General features: G+C 72.3%; 18 protein-coding genes. 14 read left to right on the top strand and 4 right to left on the bottom strand.

Translation table 11 applies throughout. The features are described 5' to 3' along the window. From VIM26_RS11800 to VIM26_RS11815, 4 genes are all read left to right on the top strand, one after another. Positions 1-780: acetate--CoA ligase family protein (locus VIM26_RS11800; protein ID WP_331951369.1), on the top strand; the 780-nt coding region annotated here is incomplete at its 5' end. A 40-nt stretch (positions 781-820) separates the two neighbouring features. Next, positions 821-1396: a DUF5998 family protein gene (locus VIM26_RS11805; RefSeq protein ID WP_331951371.1), complete on the top strand. Its 576-nt coding sequence runs from the start codon at positions 821-823 to the stop codon at positions 1394-1396. Then, positions 1393-2622: an alkaline phosphatase family protein gene (locus VIM26_RS11810; RefSeq protein WP_331951372.1), complete on the top strand. Its 1230-nt coding sequence runs from the start codon at positions 1393-1395 to the stop codon at positions 2620-2622. Before VIM26_RS11805 ends, VIM26_RS11810 begins: the two co-directional genes overlap by 4 nt. A 12-nt stretch (positions 2623-2634) precedes the next feature. Next, positions 2635-3282, top strand: coding sequence for a thymidine kinase (locus tag VIM26_RS11815; protein WP_331951374.1), 648 nt, complete (start codon positions 2635-2637; stop codon positions 3280-3282). A 28-nt stretch (positions 3283-3310) separates the two neighbouring features. Here the strand turns inward: VIM26_RS11815 and sepH are convergent, their stop codons facing one another. Next, positions 3311-4354, bottom strand: a complete 1044-nt coding sequence (sepH, locus tag VIM26_RS11820) for a septation protein SepH (RefSeq protein WP_331951376.1) — start codon at positions 4352-4354, stop codon at positions 3311-3313. A gap of 143 nt (positions 4355-4497) precedes the next feature. On the opposite strand from sepH, the gene VIM26_RS11825 reads away from it, so the two are divergent. The 3 genes from VIM26_RS11825 to VIM26_RS11835 all read left to right on the top strand — a co-directional run bounded on the left by VIM26_RS11825 (position 4498) and on the right by VIM26_RS11835 (position 6507). Further along, complete coding sequence (locus tag VIM26_RS11825) at positions 4498-5160, top strand: trimeric intracellular cation channel family protein (RefSeq protein WP_331951378.1); 663 nt, start codon at positions 4498-4500, stop codon at positions 5158-5160. Positions 5161-5192: 32 nt separating this feature from the next. Beyond that, the gene (locus VIM26_RS11830; protein ID WP_331951398.1) at positions 5193-5987 is read left to right on the top strand and encodes an inositol monophosphatase family protein; all 795 of its coding nucleotides are present in this window, start codon (positions 5193-5195) and stop codon (positions 5985-5987) included. 220 nt (positions 5988-6207) lie between these two features. Beyond that, positions 6208-6507, top strand: coding sequence for a DUF4193 domain-containing protein (locus VIM26_RS11835; protein ID WP_331951380.1), 300 nt, complete (start codon positions 6208-6210; stop codon positions 6505-6507). A gap of 113 nt (positions 6508-6620) precedes the next feature. Here the strand turns inward: VIM26_RS11835 and VIM26_RS11840 are convergent, their stop codons facing one another. Next, positions 6621-7109 carry a DUF3093 domain-containing protein gene (locus VIM26_RS11840; RefSeq protein ID WP_331951382.1) on the bottom strand — a complete coding sequence of 163 codons (489 nt, stop codon included), beginning with the start codon at positions 7107-7109 and terminating at the stop codon, positions 6621-6623. 40 nt (positions 7110-7149) lie between these two features. On the opposite strand from VIM26_RS11840, the gene dut reads away from it, so the two are divergent. From dut to VIM26_RS11860, 4 genes are all read left to right on the top strand, one after another. After that, a complete protein-coding gene (dut, locus tag VIM26_RS11845) occupies positions 7150-7620 on the top strand; it encodes a dUTP diphosphatase (protein ID WP_331951384.1) in 471 nt (156 codons plus the stop codon). Positions 7621-7707: 87 nt separating this feature from the next. Next, on the top strand, positions 7708-8469 hold the full coding sequence (locus VIM26_RS11850; protein ID WP_331951386.1) for a DUF3710 domain-containing protein: 762 nt from the start codon (positions 7708-7710) through the stop codon (positions 8467-8469). A gap of 69 nt (positions 8470-8538) precedes the next feature. Next, on the top strand, positions 8539-8904 hold the full coding sequence (locus tag VIM26_RS11855) for an OB-fold nucleic acid binding domain-containing protein (RefSeq protein ID WP_331951388.1): 366 nt from the start codon (positions 8539-8541) through the stop codon (positions 8902-8904). Then, positions 8897-9613, top strand: coding sequence for a DUF3159 domain-containing protein (locus VIM26_RS11860; RefSeq protein WP_331951390.1), 717 nt, complete (start codon positions 8897-8899; stop codon positions 9611-9613). The genes VIM26_RS11855 and VIM26_RS11860 overlap by 8 nt, the downstream gene beginning before the upstream one ends. Here VIM26_RS11860 and VIM26_RS11865 read toward each other — a convergent pair. Together VIM26_RS11865 and VIM26_RS11870 are read right to left on the bottom strand one after the other, a co-directional pair. Next, the gene (locus tag VIM26_RS11865; RefSeq protein WP_331951392.1) at positions 9546-10220 is read right to left on the bottom strand and encodes a TrkA family potassium uptake protein; all 675 of its coding nucleotides are present in this window, start codon (positions 10218-10220) and stop codon (positions 9546-9548) included. The two genes, VIM26_RS11860 and VIM26_RS11865, sit on opposite strands and share 68 nt — an antisense overlap. Further along, positions 10220-10867, bottom strand: coding sequence for a TrkA family potassium uptake protein (locus VIM26_RS11870; RefSeq protein ID WP_331951400.1), 648 nt, complete (start codon positions 10865-10867; stop codon positions 10220-10222). The genes VIM26_RS11865 and VIM26_RS11870 overlap by 1 nt, the downstream gene beginning before the upstream one ends. Before the next feature lie 151 nt (positions 10868-11018). Here VIM26_RS11870 and VIM26_RS11875 point away from each other — a divergent pair, with 151 nt between their 5' ends. From VIM26_RS11875 to VIM26_RS11885, 3 genes are all read left to right on the top strand, one after another. Then, positions 11019-13019, top strand: coding sequence for an APC family permease (locus VIM26_RS11875; protein ID WP_331951394.1), 2001 nt, complete (start codon positions 11019-11021; stop codon positions 13017-13019). Between the two features lie 70 nt (positions 13020-13089). Then, positions 13090-14379 (top strand): class I SAM-dependent RNA methyltransferase, encoded by a 1290-nt coding sequence (locus VIM26_RS11880; protein ID WP_331951402.1) that lies wholly within the window; start codon positions 13090-13092, stop codon positions 14377-14379. A 344-nt stretch (positions 14380-14723) separates the two neighbouring features. Continuing rightward, complete coding sequence (locus VIM26_RS11885; RefSeq protein WP_331951396.1) at positions 14724-17549, top strand: aconitate hydratase; 2826 nt, start codon at positions 14724-14726, stop codon at positions 17547-17549. Positions 17550-17612: the final 63 nt, after the last annotated feature.

Genomic DNA, 17612 nt, shown 5'->3' on the forward strand with positions numbered 1-17612 from the left:
GCCCGCGGCCAGCCCGTGCGGCCCGGTGGCACCGATCCCGTGCGCGCCCGCGCCCTGACCGCCCGGCACCTCGCCGGCCGGGCCGGCGACGGACCCGTGGTGCTCGACCCCGCCGCCGCGGAGGAGCTGCTGGCCTGCTACGGCATCGAGGTCCGCACCGGCCGCACCGTGACCACGGCCGACGAGGCGGTCGCCGCGGCGGTCGCGCTCGGCTGGCCGGTCGCGCTGAAGAACACCTCCGCGCTGCTGCGCCACCGCTCCGATCTCGGCGGGGTCCGACTCGACATCTCCGACGCCGCCGACCTGCGCTCCGCGCTCGCCCACCTGCACGAGCGGGCTCGCCAGGTCGGCGCGCAGGACGAGCCGCTCGAGGTCCAGCGGATGGCGCCCACCGGGGTCGCCTGCGTCGTGCGGTCGGTCGAGGACCCGCTGTTCGGCCCGGTCGTCTCGTTCGGGCTGGCCGGGGACGCCGTCGACCTGCTGGGTGACATCGGTTACGGCATCCCGCCGCTGACCGACGTGGACATCGCCGAGCTTGTCCGCTCGGTGCGCGCCGCGCCGCGGCTGTTCGGCTACGGCGGACTGCCGCCCGCCGACGTCGCCGCGCTCGAGGACGTCATCGGCCGGGTGTCGGTCATGGCGACGGACCTGCCCGAGCTGCGCAGCCTCGAGTTGCACCCGGTGGTGGTCGCGGAGAGCGGTGCCGCGGTGCTGTCCGCACGCATCCGGCTCGAGGAGGCGACCCGCGCCGACGGCTCCCGCCGGGCGCTGCCGGCCTGAGGCGTGCCCAACCGCTCGCGGGGAGTGGAAGAATGCACGGGTGACTGGAGCCACCACTACCCTTCGGCAGGACCTGCACCGAGCCGGCTACTACCCCGAGCTCGTGGCGGATGTGCTCGACGTCGCCCTCGCGGACGAGGTCGTCGTCGCCCATCTCGTGCACCCTGAGACCACCTTCGACGCCAACGAGGTCAAGCGGCACGTGACCGTGCTCGTGCTGACGCCCACCCGACTCGTCGTCGCGCACGTGGACGACTTCCCGGCGGACAGCGAGCATCCCGCGACCAGTGCGTCGGCGACCACCGAGTCGGTGCCGCTGACCGAGCTGCGCTCGGTCGCCCTGACCCACGTGATCGCGTCCCCGGCCACGCACGAGACGGGCACGGTCCCGGCCGAGCTGACGCTCGCCGTCGGCTGGGGCGCCGTCTCGCGCATCGACCTCGAACCCGCCACCTGCCCGGACCCGGCCTGCGAGGCCGACCATGGCCTGACGGGGACGATGACCCCGGATGACATCGTCGTGCGCATCAGTGCGCAGGCCGAGGGCCCCGGTGCGGTGCGCGCAGCCTCGGACTTCGCCCGCCAGCTCTCGGCCGCCAGCGCCCGGACCAGATGAGCGACGCAGGCTCGTCCGGCGCATTGGCACCTGCCGCCGCCGCGCCGCCCGCAGTTCCAGGCTTCACCCAGGCCGGACTCGTCGCCCCCCGCTACGACGGCGCGGGCCTCGGTGCCGTGCTGCCCGCCGTCGCCGACGCCCTGGGCGTGGAGCTAACGGTCGGGCCGCGCACCGGCGCGCGCGCTCGGGCGACCCTCGGGCTGCCGACGGTGAAGCGGGCCTGCGTCGTCCTGGTGGACGGACTCGGGCACCGCAACCTCACCGAACGCTCGGGTCACGCGCCGTTCCTGCGCTCGCTGCTCGCCGACGGGCAGGTCCTCACCGCGGGTTTCCCGTCGACGACGGCCGCGTCCATCGGCCTGTTCGGCACGGGGACCGGGCCCGGGCGCACCGGGATGGTCGGCTACACCGCGCGCAACCCGTCCACCGGTGACCTGGCCAACCTGGTCTCCTGGGACGGCGCGGGCGACCCGCACGAGTGGCAGCGCGAACCGACGATCTTCGAGCAGGTGGCCGCCGCGGGGATCCCCGTGACGTCGGTCGGCCCGGGCAAGTTCGCCGGTTCAGGCCTGACCACCGCGGCCCTGCGCGGCGGCGGCTACCACCGCGCCGAGCGGCTCGACGACCGCATCGACGCCACGGTCTACGAGCTCATGGGCCCCGCGCTGGTGTACCTGTACTGGGGCGAGGTCGACAAGGTCGGGCACCACCACGGCTGGGGCTCGTGGCAGTGGGGCGAGGAGGTCGGCGCGCTCGACCGCGAGCTCGCCCGCCTCGAGCGCGCGCTGCCGCCGGACACCCTGCTCGTGGTGACCGCCGACCACGGCATGGTCGACGTCGACCGCTCGCGACGCTGGGACGTCGCGACCACGCCCGCCCTGTCCGACGGCGTCGAGCTCGTCGCGGGCGAGCCGCGCGCCCTGCACGTGCACACCCGCGCCGGTTCGCCCGGCGGGGCCGACGCCGTCGTCGCGCGGTGGCGCGCGACGCTCGGCGCGTCCGCGATCGTCGCCACCCGGGACGAGGCCGTCGCGGCAGGCTGGTTCGGGCCGGTCTCCGAGCACGTGCGGCCCGTGCTCGGCGACGTGGTGGTCGCGATGACCGGCCGTGCCACCGTGGTCGACTCGCGCACCCAGAGCGCCGCGTCGATGTCGCTCGTCGGCGTGCACGGCTCGTTCACCCCCGAGGAGATGTACGTGCCCCTGCTCGCCGTCCACCGGCGCTAGGGCGTCGTCGTCGTGGCCGAGCTGGCGTTCTTCTCCGGGACCATGGACAGCGGCAAGTCGACCCTTGCGCTCCAGATGGACCACAACCACCGGGCCCGCGGGCGCGGTGGCGTCATCTTCACGCGCAACGACCGCGCCGGCCACCACGTCCTGTCGTCCCGGCTCGGCCTGCAGACCGCTGCGCACGAGGTCGTCGACGCGACCGACTTCTGGGTCGAGGTCGTCACCCGCCGGATCGACGGCGAACGGGTCGACTACCTCATCTGCGACGAGGCCCAGTTCTACTCCGCGGCGCAGGTCGAACAGCTCGCGCGCCTGGTGGATGAGATGGGGATCGACGTCTTTGCCTTCGGGATCACCGCCGACTTCCGCACCAGCCTGTTTCCCGGCTCGCAGCGCCTGATCGAGCTGGCCGACCGCGTCGAGGTGCTCCAGGTCCAGGCGCTGTGCTGGTGCGGGGCCCGGGCGACCCACAACGCCCGCACGGTGAACGGGATCATGGTGGTCTCCGGCGCGCAGGTCGTGGTGGGGGACACCGCCTCCGACCTCGGCGAGATCGCGTACGAGGTGCTCTGCCGGCGGCACCACATGCGCCGGATGACCGCGGTCGCGGCGCGCGCCGCATCCCCCTCGCCGGACACGCTCACGCTCGACGTCTGAGCGTGCCCGGTGGTCGCCGCCGGAGCACCTACTCCGGCTTGGCGCCGAAGACGATCTCGTCCCAGCTCGGCACGCTGGCCCGGCCCTTGCGCGCGACCCGCGGGCGCTCGGCGTGCGCCGCCGGCGCATCCCGCTCGTCGGGGTGCGGCTCGTCCGGCTCGAGGGCGACCGGCGTCTCCTGCTCAAGCAGCCGCGGCCCGGACAGCCCCGACTGCGTGGGGTGCGCGGCCGGCGGCTCGCCGGCCGAGTTGAAGTTGAACGTGTACGCCGGGCCGAAGCCCTCGAACGTCTCGCCCTCGTCGTCCTCCGGCGGCTCGTCGAGCTGCTGACGCACGCCGCGCTTGGTCCGCAGGTCGTCCAGCAGCGCCGACGTGGGGTCGACGGGCTCGGGCTCGCGTTCCGGCGTCGCGTTGTCGACCGAGGCGAGCACGGGGCGCGCGTCGGCCTGGATGTCGAAGACGGAGTCACGCACCGCCGCGAGATGGCGGCGGGGGATCGGCTCGTCGGCGAGCTCGGTCTCCGACAGCCAGCGGGCCTCGTCCTCGAGCGCCAGCACGGAGCGGGCCTGCGTGTCGAAGGTCCACAGCGCCTCGCGCGGGTCGTCACCGGCCCGGAACCGGACCACGACGGTCCACGGCCCGAGCGCCTCGCGGAACGAGTCCCACTCGATCGTGTCGACATCGACTCCGCGCGCGGCCAGCCGGTCGGTGACCAGGTCGCCGAGCACCGGGGCGCCGGTCTCCCGGCCGACCCGCGTGGTGCGCGCCTGCCTCGCGATGTGCTCGCGCTCGGCGAGCACCGGCCCCTCGTAGCGGCGCACCTGCTCGACGCCGATCCCCGCGGAGTCCGCGACGTCCTGCGCCGAACGACCCGAACGGATCCGCGTTTGGATCTCGCGCGGCGACGGCGTCCCCGCACGCTCGGCACGCAGCTGTTCGAGCTGCGGACGATCGCGGCGCACTGCAGCGCGCAGCGGCTCGTCGATCCGCAGCCGGAACCGTTGTCCGTCGGGGCCCTGCAGGATGAGGTGTTCCCCGTCCGCGTGCAGACCCACAAGCTCCAGCTCACCCATGCGACCTCCCGGTAACTCAAGGACGAGCGTGCCACCTCGAGCACCGGAAAACCGGTAGCCACGCGGTGCGCCGTCGTCGCCGGATGGCGTCGGGCCCGCGCGGACCGTCGGTGAGCGGACTCGTCGGTGAGAGAATACGCACCGTGCCGCCCGAGATCCCGCTCCAGACGGCCATGGAGCTCTGTGGCGTGTTCGCGGGTGCGCTGTCGGGCGGCCTGGCCGGTGTCCGCAAGCAGTTCGACATCTTCGGCACCCTGGTGCTCGCCTGGGCCGCCGGGCTCGGCGGGGGCATGCTGCGTGACGTCATGATCGGCGCGACCCCACCGATCGGCCTGGCGGACTGGCGCTTCATCGCGGACGCCTGCCTCGCCGGCGTCGTCATGTACCTGTTCCATCCGCGCCTCGAGCGGGCCCGGCGGATGATCCTGGTGCTCGACGCCGGCGCGCTCGCCCTGTTCGCGGTCTCCGGCACGCTCAAGGCGCTCGAGCTTGGCATCGGGGGAGTCGGTGCGGTGTCCGCGGGCATTCTCACCGGCATCGGTGGCGGCGTGCTGCGTGACCTGCTCACCGCGGAGGTCCCCGTGGTGCTGCACCAGCGCCAGCTCTACGCGTTCCCGGCCATCATCGGCGCGGTCGCCACCGCGCTCCTGTGGAAGGCCGGCGCCCTGACCCCGGTCACCGCGGTGGCGGCGGGAGCCGGCGTGTTCGCGCTGCGCGTCGCGGCGTTGCGGTTCGGGCTGCAGGCTCCCGGGCCCTGGAATGGCGTGTCCTGGGGGCGCAAGAGCTCGGGCAAGATGGAGCCGTGAACCTCCCCACGACCGACCAGACCACCGCCCTGATGGAGCTCGCCGCGCGGCTCGCGCGCGCCGCGGGCGACCTGGTGCGCTCCGGGCGCCCCGACCGCGTCCTGGTCTCCGCGACGAAGTCCAGCGCGACGGACGTCGTGACCGAGATGGACGTGGCCGCCGAGGCGCTGCTGCGCTCGCTGCTCGCCGAGCACCGGCCGGACGACGCGATCCTCGGCGAGGAGGGCGAGTTCCACCCCGGTTCGTCGGGGCTCACCTGGGTGCTCGACCCGATCGACGGCACCGTGAACTACCTGTACGGGATCCCGGCGTACGCCGTGTCCGTCGCGGTCGTCGCCGGCGGGCCGGACCCCGCCACCTGGACCGCCGTGGCCGGCGCGGTGCACGCGGTGCCGGACGGCCGGACCTGGACGGCGGGCCGCGGCCTGGGTGCCTACCTGGACGGCAACCGGCTGCGGGTGAACGACGCGCGGCCGCTCGCGGAGTCGCTGGTCGGCACCGGGTTCGGCTACACGCGCCAGCGCCGCACGGAGCAGGCCCGGCTGGTCGCCGAGGTGCTGCCGCTGGTGCGCGACATCCGCCGGATCGGCGCCGCATCGCTCGACCTGTGCGCCATCGCCACCGGCGGGCTCGACCTGTACTACGAGCGCGGCCTGAAGCCGTGGGATCTGGCCGCGGGCGGTCTCGTCGCGCAGGAGGCCGGCGCGGTCGTCACGGGCCTGCACGGAGCCCCTGCGGGGGAGCAGATGACCGTGGCCGGGCCGGCCGCCAGCGTGCTCGAGCTCACCCGGCTGCTCGAGCAGAACGGCGCGGCGAGCGGCGCCTGAGGGGCTCGCGAGCGGCCGCGCGTCGTGGTCGCGGGCCCGCTGCACTGGGCCGTTCGGGGTTCCCCGCACGGCTCGGGGCAGGCACTACGCCGCTTCGGCGTGCAACCGCGGAAAAAATAGTGCACAATCCCTCCGCCTGGGGAACATCTCGGGCCCCTTTCGCATTGAGCACCGATGCCCCACTTGCACGACATCCAAGACACGGAGTGTGACCACCCAGATGGCAACCGACTACGACGCCCCGAGAAAGACCGAGGAGGACCTCAGCGAGGACTCGCTCGAGGAGCTCAAGGCACGACGTTCGGACAAGAGCTCGGGCGTTGTGGACGAGGACGAGACAGAGGCGGCCGAGGGCTTCGAGCTCCCGGGTGCGGATCTGTCCGGCGAGGAGCTCTCCGTACGGGTGCTGCCCCGCCAGGCAGACGAGTTCACGTGCTCGAACTGCTTCCTGGTCCACCACCGCAGCCAGCTGGCCTACGAGAAGAACGGCCAGCCCGTCTGCACCGAGTGCGCCGCCTGAGCGAACTGCTCCGGCGCACGCACCGATGCAGCACCGAGTTCTGACGCAACGTCAGTTCTGACGCGACATCCTCGCAACGCAACACCTGACGCAACATGGCGCGTCGGTCGGGCCTACTCGCCCTGACCGACCGCCGTTTTGCGTGCCTGGACGAGGGCACTGGCCAGCTCACGCGGGTGCCGCGTGGAGACCAACCAGTACGGGGTCGGGTCGGCCGGGTCGATGACGTCCACCCGGATCGCCGTCCGCGCCCCCGCGCGCAGGCACACGAACGCACGGGCGTCCAGGCCCGTACCGAGCTCGACGCGGGTCTCGACGGCGGTGAGCTCGGTGACCTTCCCGAGCAGCCCCAGCGGGATGTGCGCATGCCCCGCGTGCAGCTCCCCGCCCAGCACGGCCACCCGGGGCGCGGCGAGCACGGCCACCGCCGTCCCGCCGAGCAGGATGGCGACCCCGATGGCGATGGCGATCGTCGGGCTCACCGGGAACAGCGAGATCCCCATGAACACCCCGAGGATCACAACGGCCGCCCAGCCGAGCGGCCCCGGCCGCAGGCGTTCGGAGTAGCTGGCGGTGCGTGGCGGTGCAGGTGTGGCGGTCATCGGACCAGCATCCCAGTACCGGGCGCTAGAGTCGTCCGCCGTGGCTGCTCCCGACCCGGACCTCGAGGTCCTCCTGCTCATGCTCGACGACGACCTGCCGGTGCCGGTGTACTCGCACCCGGGCGACGCGGGCGCCGATCTGGTGACCCGGATCGACGTCGTGATCCCGCCGCACGGGCGGGTCACCGTGCCGACCGGCGTGGCGATCGCCCTCCCGGACGGCTACGCCGCTTTCGTGCATCCCCGCTCGGGCCTGGCCCGCAAGCACGGGCTGACGATCGTGAACGCGCCCGGCACCGTCGACGCCGGCTACCGCGGCGAGATCCAGGTGACCCTGCTGAACACGGACCCGGCCGAGGAGCTCGCGCTGCACCGGGGCGACCGGATCGCGCAGCTCGTGGTCCAGCGGGTCGAGCGGGCGGCGTTCGTGCGGACCGCCGAGCTGCCCGGATCACCGCGTGGCGAGGGCGGTTTCGGCTCGTCGGGCGGGTGGCGGTCCGCCGGCGGGTGAAGGTCGGACCTGGGTGCGCAAATAGGTGATTAGGCTGGCACAAAGTGCCGATGAGGTTTGTTGATAGTGGCGAGAAGGAGAGCACACGTGGGTCTGTTCCGACGAGGCGCGAGCGGTAGCTCAACCGACGACGCGGCCCTCGACGAGGCTGTCGGCGACGTCGGCGGCGACGAGTCCGGGTTCGACGACGAGCCGCTGGACTCGAGTGAGCCCAGCGCGACCACCGCGGCCCGACCCGGCGCGGGCGGTCCCTGGGACGTGCTGCAGGTCGACGGCCTCGGCCACCGCGTGGACGTCGGCGCGATCTGGCTGCCGGGCGTGCAGGGCATGGAGCTCCGGATGGAGATGGACAAGACGACCAACCAGGTGACGGCCGTAGCGCTGAACCTGAACGGGTCGACGATGCAGGTCCAGGCGTTCGCCGCCCCGCGCACGGAGGGGATCTGGGACGAGATCCGGGAGGAGATCGCCGAATCTGTCGTCAAGCAGGGCGGCTCCGCCGACGACCTGCCCGGGCCGTTCGGCCGCGAGCTGCTCGCCCGCCTGCCCGTGCGCACCGCCGAGGGCCGCACCGGCCACCGTCCGGCCCGGTTCATCGGGCACGACGGCCCGCGCTGGTTCCTGCGCGGCGTGCTGACCGGCAAGGCCGCCATCGATCCCGAGGCCGCCCGCACGCTGGAGGACATCTTCGCGGACATCGTCGTGGTCCGCGGCGACGCGGCCCGCGCCCCGCGGGACCTGCTCGGCCTGCACGTCCCGGGCGGGGTCGAGCCGGTCGCGTCCGGCACGACCGCCGAGCCGGGTCTTGACCCGCTCGAGCGCGGGCCCGAGATCACCGAGATTCACTGAGCGAACGACGACGAACACGAGTGGATGACCAGCTCCGATGAACCTCAACCTTGCGAGACGAGAAATCCGATGAGCATTCGCTCCGCGCTGCACCACGCCTTTGCCTCACAGGCCGAGCTCGAGGCCGACGACGAGCGCATCGAGTCCAAGAAGGTCGGCTGTACCACCGTCGCCGAACTGCCCGACCGGAGCCGGGCGACCGTCAACGGCGTGCTCCGCTCCGTGACGCTGCGCCCGCGGCAGGGCGTCGCCGCGCTCGAGGCCGAGCTGTACGACGGGACCGGCACCGTCGACCTCGTCTGGCTCGGTCGCCGCGAGATCAGCGGGATCGAGCCCGGTCGGCGCGGCTCGTTCGAGGGCCTGGTGTGCAACATCGACGGGCGCGCGACCATCTACAACCCCCGCTACGAGCTTCTTCCACGCCCCGGTGAGTGACCAGGGCGCGGGGGAGCCGCCGCGCGAGCCCGGCCCCGAGCCCGGCCGCGAGCCCGCCGCGGTGCCCGCGAGCGGCCTTCGCGCGCTGACCGCCACCGAGTTCTCCGTCGTGGAAGCGACCGGCGGGGTGCGCGGGCTCGTCGAGTCGGTCGCGCCGGGCCTGGTGTTCGTCGTGGCCTACCTGGTCGCCGGCGAGCTCACCCCCGCCCTCATCGCGTCCTCGGCCGTCGCCCTGGTCGCGGTGATCGTGCGGCTCGCCCAGCGCACGCCCGTGACCCAGGCGCTGGCCGGGGTGGTCGGCGTCGCCGTCGGCGTCTTCTGGGCCTATCGCACCGGCAAGGCGCAGGACTACTTCGTCGTCGGGCTGTGGACCAACGGTGCCTACCTCGCCGCGTGCCTGATCTCCCTGGTCGTCGGCTGGCCCCTCGTCGGGGTCGTCGTGGGGCTGCTCCGGGCCGAGGGGACCACCTGGCGCGCGGACGCGCGCCGGCGGCAGTACGGCCTCGCGACGGGGCTCTGGGTCGCGATGTTCGGCGTACGGCTCGCCGTTCAGCTGCCGCTGTACCTCGGCGCGCAGGTGGGCTGGCTCGGCACGGCGCGACTCGCGATGGGCGTCCCGCTGTGGGCGCTGACCATGTGGGTCACTTGGTTGTTGGTCCGGACCCCAGCAGCTGCTCGAGCTCGGTCTCGTTCGCATCCCGACCGGTGACGAACATCAGCTCGTCGCCCTCCTCGAGGGTGTCGTCCGCGCTCGGCGCGATCGGCTGGTCACCGCGAATGATGCAGGCGAGCACGGTGTCGGTCGGCCACACGATCTGACCCACCCGGTCGCCCGCGAGCGGCGAACCGACGGGGAGCGTGAGCTCGAGGATGTCGGCGCCGGACTGGTGGAACGTGAAGATCCGCACCAGGTCGCCGACGGCGACGGCCTCCTCGACCATGGCCGTCATGATGCGCGGGGTCGAGACGGCGACGTCCACGCCCCACGCCTCGTCGAACATCCACTCGTTCTTGGGGTTGTTGACCCGGGCCACCGTGCGGGGGACGCCGAACTCCGTCTTCGCGAGCAGGGAGATCACGAGGTTTGCCTTGTCGTCCCCGGTGGCAGCCACCACGACGTCGCACTCGTCGAGCTTGGCCTCGGTGAGGGTCGCGATCTCGCACGCGTCGGCGAGCAGCCAGTCGGCGTCGGCGACCTGCGCGATGCGCATGGCGCTCGGCTGCCGGTCGATGATGGTGAGCTCGTGGCCGTGGGCCAGCAGCTCGCGGGCGATGGAGCGGCCGACCGAGCCGGCTCCGGCGATGACGACGCGCATCAGGAGACCTCCGGGGCCTGGGTGAGGGTGCGTTCGACGGCAGCGGCGTCGTCGGCTCGAACGAGCACGTGCAGCACGTCGTTCTCCTGGAGCACCCCACCGGCCGACGGCAGGATGCCGTCGCCGTAGCGCAGCAGGTACGCGACCCGGGCCCCGGACGCCTCCTCGATCGACCGCAGCGTGCGGCCGACCCAGGACGGGTGGACGTCCATCTGCAGCAGCCTGATCTGGCCCGAGGAGTCCCGGTACTCGTCGGTCGCACCCATGGGCAGCAACCGGCGCATCACCTGGCCGGCGGTCCAGCGCACGGTGGCGACCGTCGGGATGCCGAGGCGCTGGTAGATCTCGGCGCGGCGCGGGTCGTAGATGCGGGCGACGACGCGGTCGACGCCGAACGTCTCCCGGACCACGCGAGCGGCGAGGATGTTCGAGTTGTCGCCGTCCGAGACGGCCGCGAACGCGTAGGCGTCCTCGATGCCGGCCTGGGCGAGGATGTCCCGGTCGAAGCCGAGACCGGTCACCTTCCGACCGGAGAATCCCGCATCGAGGCGGCGAAAGGCCTCGGGGTTCTGGTCGATCATGGCGACCGAATGGCCCTGACTCTCGAGGGCAAGGGCAAGTGTGGCGCCGACGCGTCCGCAGCCCATGATGACAAAGTGCACAGCGGGCACGCTATACCGTTCCGATGAACGCTCTCGCACCGCTGCGCTCCTGCGGACGGCCGGGCGCCGCTCGCCGTGGAGGCTCGACCGACCCCGTGGGCGCAGGGACTCCGCACAGTGCCTAGCATTGGCTCTCGTGCCGGACATCTCAGACGCCGCTAAACGCTTCCTGCTCGGACGACCGGTCCGCAGCGATCACCTCGGGCACACCCTGCTGCCCAAGCGCATCGCGCTGCCGGTCTTCGCGTCGGACGCGCTCTCCTCGGTGGCGTACGCGCCCGACGAGATCATGCTCACCCTGTCGATCGCCGGGCTCAGCGCGATGACCATCTCGCCGTGGGTCGGTATCGCGGTCGCGATCGTGATGGTCACGGTGGTCGCGTCCTATCGGCAGAACGTGCACGCCTACCCCTCGGGCGGTGGCGACTACGAGGTCGCCACCGTCAACCTCGGCGCCAACGCCGGCGTCACCGTCGCGAGCGCGTTGCTGGTGGACTACGTGCTCACCGTTGCGGTGTCGATCTCGTCGGGCGCCCAGTACGCCGCGAGCGCGATACCGGCGCTGCGCGGGCACGAGACGACGTTCGCCGTCGTGCTGGTGGTGCTGCTCACGATCGCCAACCTGCGCGGGGTCAAGGAGTCCGGGACGGCGTTCGCGGTCCCGGTGTACCTGTTCATGTTCGCGATCGGGACGACCGCGGTCGTGGGTTTCGTCCGGTACGCGATGGGCAACCTGCCCATGGCCGAGAGTGCGGCCTTCGAGCTCCCGCACGGACCGGGCTTCGACCAGGGGCTGACCGGCGCGGCCGGCGCGTTCCTCATCCTGCGGGCGTTCGCGTCCGGCAGCGCGGCCCTGACCGGCGTCGAGGCGATCAGCAACGGCGTGCCCGCGTTCAAGAAGCCCAAGAGCAAGAACGCGGCCACCACGCTCGCGCTGCTGGGCACCATCTCGGTCAGCATGATCCTGTCGATCCTCGTGCTGGCGAACCTGACCGGGGTGCACTTCGCGGAGGACCCGTCCACGCTGACCCTGCACGGGCACCCGGTCGGCGCGGACTACGTGCAGCACCCGGTGATCGGACAGCTGACCGCGGCGATCTTCCACGGTCTCCCGATTGCGTTCTTCATCGTCTCCGCCGTGACCGGGCTGATCCTGGTGCTCGCCGCCAACACCGCGTTCAACGGGTTCCCGGTGCTGGGCTCGATCCTCGCCAAGGACGGCTTCCTGCCGCGCCAGCTGCACACGCGCGGTGACCGGCTCGCGTTCTCCAACGGCATCCTCACCCTCGCGCTCGCCGCGATCGCGCTCGTCGTTGCGTTCGACGCCCAGGTCACGCGCCTGATCCAGTTGTACATCGTCGGGGTGTTCGTCTCGTTCACGCTCAGCCAGCTCGGCATGGTCCGGCACTGGGGCCGGCACCTGCGCACCGAGCCCGACCCCGCCGTGCGCGCCAAGATGAAGCGGTCCCGCCTGATCAACGCGACCGGTTTCGGCATGACCGGCACCGTGCTTCTCGTGGTGCTCATCACCAAGTTCACCCACGGTGCCTACATCGCCATCCTCGCGATGATCGTCGTATTCGTGGTCATGAAGGCGATCCGCAAGCACTACGACTCGGTGCGCAAGGAGCTGGCCCTGGGCGACGACCCGACGTCGGCCCGCGCCCTGCCGTCCAGGGTGCACGCCATCGTGCTGGTGTCCCGGCTGCACAAGCCGACGATGCGGGCGCTGGCCTACGCGCGGGCGGCCCGCCCGCAGGTGCTCGAGGCCGTGACGGTCGGCGTCGACCGCGAGGATGTCGTCGACCTGCGAGCCCGCTGGGAGGAGCTCGACCTGCCGGTCGCGCTCAAGGTCCTCGACTCCCCGTTCCGCGAGGTCACCCGGCCGATCATCGACTACGTGCGCTCGATCCGCCGGGACAGCCCGCGCGACCTGGTGGTCGTCTACATCCCCGAGTACGTCGTCGGGCACTGGTGGGAGCAGCTGCTGCACAACCAGAGCGCGCTGCGCCTCAAGGGCCGGCTGCTGTTCACCCCGGGCGTGGTCGTGGCGTCGGTGCCATACCAGCTTGCCTCGAGCGCGGGACAAACAGGACTTGAGGACAAGGTCCGGGGTACCGTACCGCGTGGCTATTGATCCGGTGACCCCCGACGACTCCCTGACCTCCGCCCGCAGCACCGACCGCCCGACCCGGTCCGAGGCGGTCGTGCGCAGCGGGAGCGGCGGGCTCGTCGAGCTCGAGATCGGCCGCGTCGCCCACGGCGGGCACTGCGTCGCGCGGCTCGCCGTCGACGATGGCGCGGACCAGACGAGCGGTGGCAAGCCCGGTGGGCGCGTCGTGTTCGTGCGGCACACCCTGCCGGGGGAGCGCGTGCTCGCCCGGCTCACGGACTCCGCCCCGGACTCCACGTTCTGGCGCGCGGACGCGATCGAGATCCTCGAGGCCTCGCCCGACCGGGTGCCGTCGGCCTGGCCCGCGGCCGGCCCGGGCGGCGTCGGCGGCGCCGAGCTCGCGCACGTCGCGCTGGGCGCGCAGCGACGCTGGAAGGCCAGCGTCGTCGCCGAACAGCTCCTACGGCTCGCCAAGATCGAGCGCGAGGTCGTCGTCGAGGCCGCGCCCGGTGACGACGAGCGCGGAGGGCTGGGCTGGCGGACCCGGATCGACCTGGTGGCCGACGGCTCGGGGCGCGCCGGCATGCGCGGCATCCGCTCGCACGACGCGCACGCGCTGACGGACATGCCGCTCGCGAGCGAGGCGATCGCCTCGCTCGGGCTCTTCGACCGCACGTGGCGCGCGGGCTCGCACCTCGAGGCCGTCGCGCCCGCCAACGGCGGGACGCCGATCATCCTCGTGGACGGCGTGCCGTTCGCGGGTGGCACGGCAGACACCCGCCCGAACGCCCGCACGAGCGTGCGGGAGACGTTCGAGGTCGACGGGCGCGAGTACACGTTCCGCGTCGCCGCGGACGGCTTCTGGCAGGTGCACCGCGAAGCGCCGAGCGTGCTCACGGGTGCGGTCCTGGCCGGGCTCGGCGACGTCGACGGCGCCACGGTGCTCGACCTGTACGCGGGTGCCGGGCTGTTCACGCTGCCGCTGGCCGACGCCGTCGGGCCCACCGGCGAGGTCGTCTCGGTCGAGGGTGACGCCCGGGCCGTGGCAGACGCCCGCCGCAACTCCCACGACCGCTCGAACATCGAGCTGCACCACGGCGAGGTCGCGCGGGTCCTGGCCGGGACCATCGACGCCGACTCCGACGTGATCCACGCGGACGCCGTCGTGCTCGACCCGCCGCGGTCCGGCGCCGGCCGCAAGGTGATCGCGTCGATCGCCGAGCTGCGCCCCGAGCGAATCGTGTACGTGGCGTGCGACCCCGCTGCGCTCGCGCGCGACGTCTCCTACCTGGCCGAGGCGGGGTACGCGCTGAGGGGCCTGCGGGCGTTCGACCTGTTCCCGATGACGCACCACGTGGAGTGCGTGGCGGTCTTCGAGCGCTGAGCCGCTCCGGGCGCGACCGGCGCCGCCGAGGCCCGCAAGGACGGGACCCCCGAGTACGACCCGCGAGCCCATCAGCGGGCGTCGAGCACGAGCGCAAGATGGCCGAGGCGCTCGCCAAGGTCAAGGCCGAGACGTAGGCTCCGCCACGAGGAGCACCGCCGCGTCGAAGGCCGGCGTCCGGTAGGGATCGTGACGTTTGCGGGTGCCGTGCGTCGCCCGGCACGCTACGATGTATCTCGACGTCGAGATACCTGTGGCGCCCCGCCCATCCGGCGCCGGGGAGCCCCCGTCGTCGTCCGTCGGCCGCCCCGCAGCCGGCATTCAGCCAGACGAAGGAGTCACCTGTGAGCAACGTCGACACGTTCGGGTCGAAAGGGATCCTGGAGGTCGGCGCGACCTCCTACGAGATCTACCGCCTCGCCGCGGTCCCGGGCCTCGAGCGGCTTCCGTACAGCCTGAAGGTCCTCGCCGAGAACCTGTTGCGCACCGAGGACGGCGCGAACATCACCGCCGACCACGTGAACGCGTTCGCGACGTGGGACCCGGCCGCGCAGCCGGACACCGAGATCCAGTTCACGCCGGCGCGCGTGATCATGCAGGACTTCACCGGCGTGCCGTGCATCGTCGACCTCGCCACCATGCGCGAGGCGGTCGCGGACCTCGGCGGGGACCCGGACCGCATCAACCCGCTCGCTCCGGCCGAGCTCGTCATCGACCACTCCGTGCAGATCGACGTCGCGGGCCGCGCGGACGCCTTCGAGCGCAACGTCGCCCTCGAGTACGAGCGCAACCACGAGCGGTACCAGTTCCTGCGGTGGGGCCAGACGGCGTTCGACGACTTCAAGGTGGTGCCCCCGGGCACCGGCATCGTGCACCAGGTCAACATCGAGTACCTGGCGCGCGGGGTCATGACGCGTGAGGTTGTCGGCGCCGACGGCGCGAAGGTGCTGCGCGCGTACCCGGACACCTGCGTGGGCACCGACTCGCACACCACGATGGTCAACGGCCTCGGCGTGCTCGGCTGGGGTGTCGGCGGGATCGAGGCCGAGGCCGCGATGCTGGGCCAGCCGGTCTCGATGCTGATCCCCCGCGTGGTCGGGTTCAAGCTCTCGGGCTCCATCCCGTCCGGCGTGACCGCGACCGACGTCGTGCTCACCATCACCCAGCTGCTGCGCGAGCACGGCGTCGTGGGCAAGTTCGTCGAGTTCTACGGCGACGGGGTCACCCAGGTGCCGCTCGCCAACCGCGCGACGATCGGCAACATGTCGCCCGAGTTCGGCTCGACCTGCGCCATCTTCCCGATCGACGCCGTCACGATCGACTACCTGAAGCTGACCGGCCGCGGCGACGCCGAGGTGGCGCTGGTCGAGGCCTATGCCAAGGAGCAGGGCCTGTGGCACGACCCGAGCGTCGAGCCCGTCTTCTCGGAGTACCTCGAGCTCGACCTGGCAAGCGTCGTGCCGTCGATCGCCGGCCCGAAGCGCCCGCAGGACCGGATCGAGCTCACGGAGGCCAAGGAGGCGTTCGCGACGTCGATCCTGGACTACGTCGACGCGGCCGCCGCGGCGCCCTTCACCGGACTGGACGAGTCCGTGGACGAGACGTTCCCGGCGTCCGACCCGATCGCCTCGGGCGAGCACGAGGACAGCTCGAGCGCACCGACCCACCCGACGCGCGGTGACTCCGCGCTGCGCCCGCACAAGCGCGTCCCGGTGACGCTCGCCAACGGGACCGCGACCGAGCTCGACCACGGCGCCGTCGTGATCGCCTCGATCACGTCGTGCACGAACACCTCGAACCCGTCGGTCATGCTCGCCGCGGCGCTGCTCGCGCGGAACGCGGTCGACAAGGGCCTCGCCGCCAAGCCGTGGGTGAAGACGTCGATGGCGCCCGGCTCGAAGGTCGTCACTGACTACTACGAGAAGGCCGGCCTGTGGCCCTACCTCGAGAAGCTCGGCTTCCACCTCGTGGGCTACGGCTGCGGGACCTGCATCGGCAACTCGGGCCCGCTGCCCGAGGAGGTCTCCGCGGCGGTGAACGAGCACGACCTGTCGGTCGTCTCGGTGCTCTCCGGGAACCGGAACTTCGAGGGCCGGATCAACCCGGACGTGAAGATGAACTACCTGGCCTCCCCGCCGCTGGTGGTCGCCTACGCGCTGGCCGGGACGATGGACTTCGACTTCGAGAACGAGCCGCTCGGGCATACCGGCGCCGGCGCCGCGGTGTTCCTGCGGGACATCTGGCCCTCGCCGCAGGACGTCCAGACCACGATGGACTCCGCGATCGACCGTGAGATGTTCACCAAGGACTACGCCGACGTGTTCGCGGGCGACGAGCGGTGGCGTGCGCTGCAGACGCCCGAGGGCTCCACGTTCGCGTGGGACCCGGCGTCGACCTACGTGCGCAAGCCCCCGTACTTCGACGGCATGAAGTCGGCGCCGGACCCCGTCACGGACATCGCGGGCGCGCGCGTGCTCGCCCGGCTGGGTGACTCGGTGACCACCGACCACATCAGCCCGGCCGGCTCGATCAAGGCCGACAGCCCCGCGGGGGCGTACCTCGCGGAGAACGGCGTCCAGCGTCGCGACTTCAACTCCTACGGCTCGCGTCGTGGCAACCACGAGGTCATGATCCGCGGCACCTTCGCGAACATCCGGCTGCGCAACCTGCTGGTGCCGGGGGTCGAGGGCGGCTTCACCGTCAACCACCTCACGGGCGAGCAGGAGACCATCTACGACGCCGCGCAGGAGTACGCCGCTGCGGGCGTGCCGCTGGTGATCCTGGGTGGCAAGGAGTACGGCTCCGGCTCCTCGCGCGACTGGGCGGCCAAGGGCACGGCGCTGCTCGGGGTGCGTGCGGTCATCACGCAGAGCTTCGAGCGGATCCACCGCTCGAACCTCATCGGGATGGGCGTGCTTCCGCTCCAGTTCCCGGCTGGGCAGTCCGCGGACTCGCTCGGTCTGGACGGCACCGAGACCTTCGACATCTCCGGGGTGACGGTCCTCAACGAGGGCCGGACGCCGGCGACGGTCGCGGTCCGGGCCACGCGGACCGACGGCTCGGTCGTCGCGTTCGACGCCGACCTTCGGATCGACACCCCCGGCGAGGCGGACTACTACCGCAACGGCGGGATCCTGCAGTACGTGCTGCGCTCGCTCGTCGCCGCCTGACCGGCAACTGAAACCCGTAACGTCCGAGCGCTGACGTCCTATAGGACGTCAGCGCTCGGACGT

This window comes from Pengzhenrongella sp., from assembly GCF_036565025.1.
Lineage (GTDB): Bacteria > Actinomycetota > Actinomycetes > Actinomycetales > Cellulomonadaceae > Pengzhenrongella.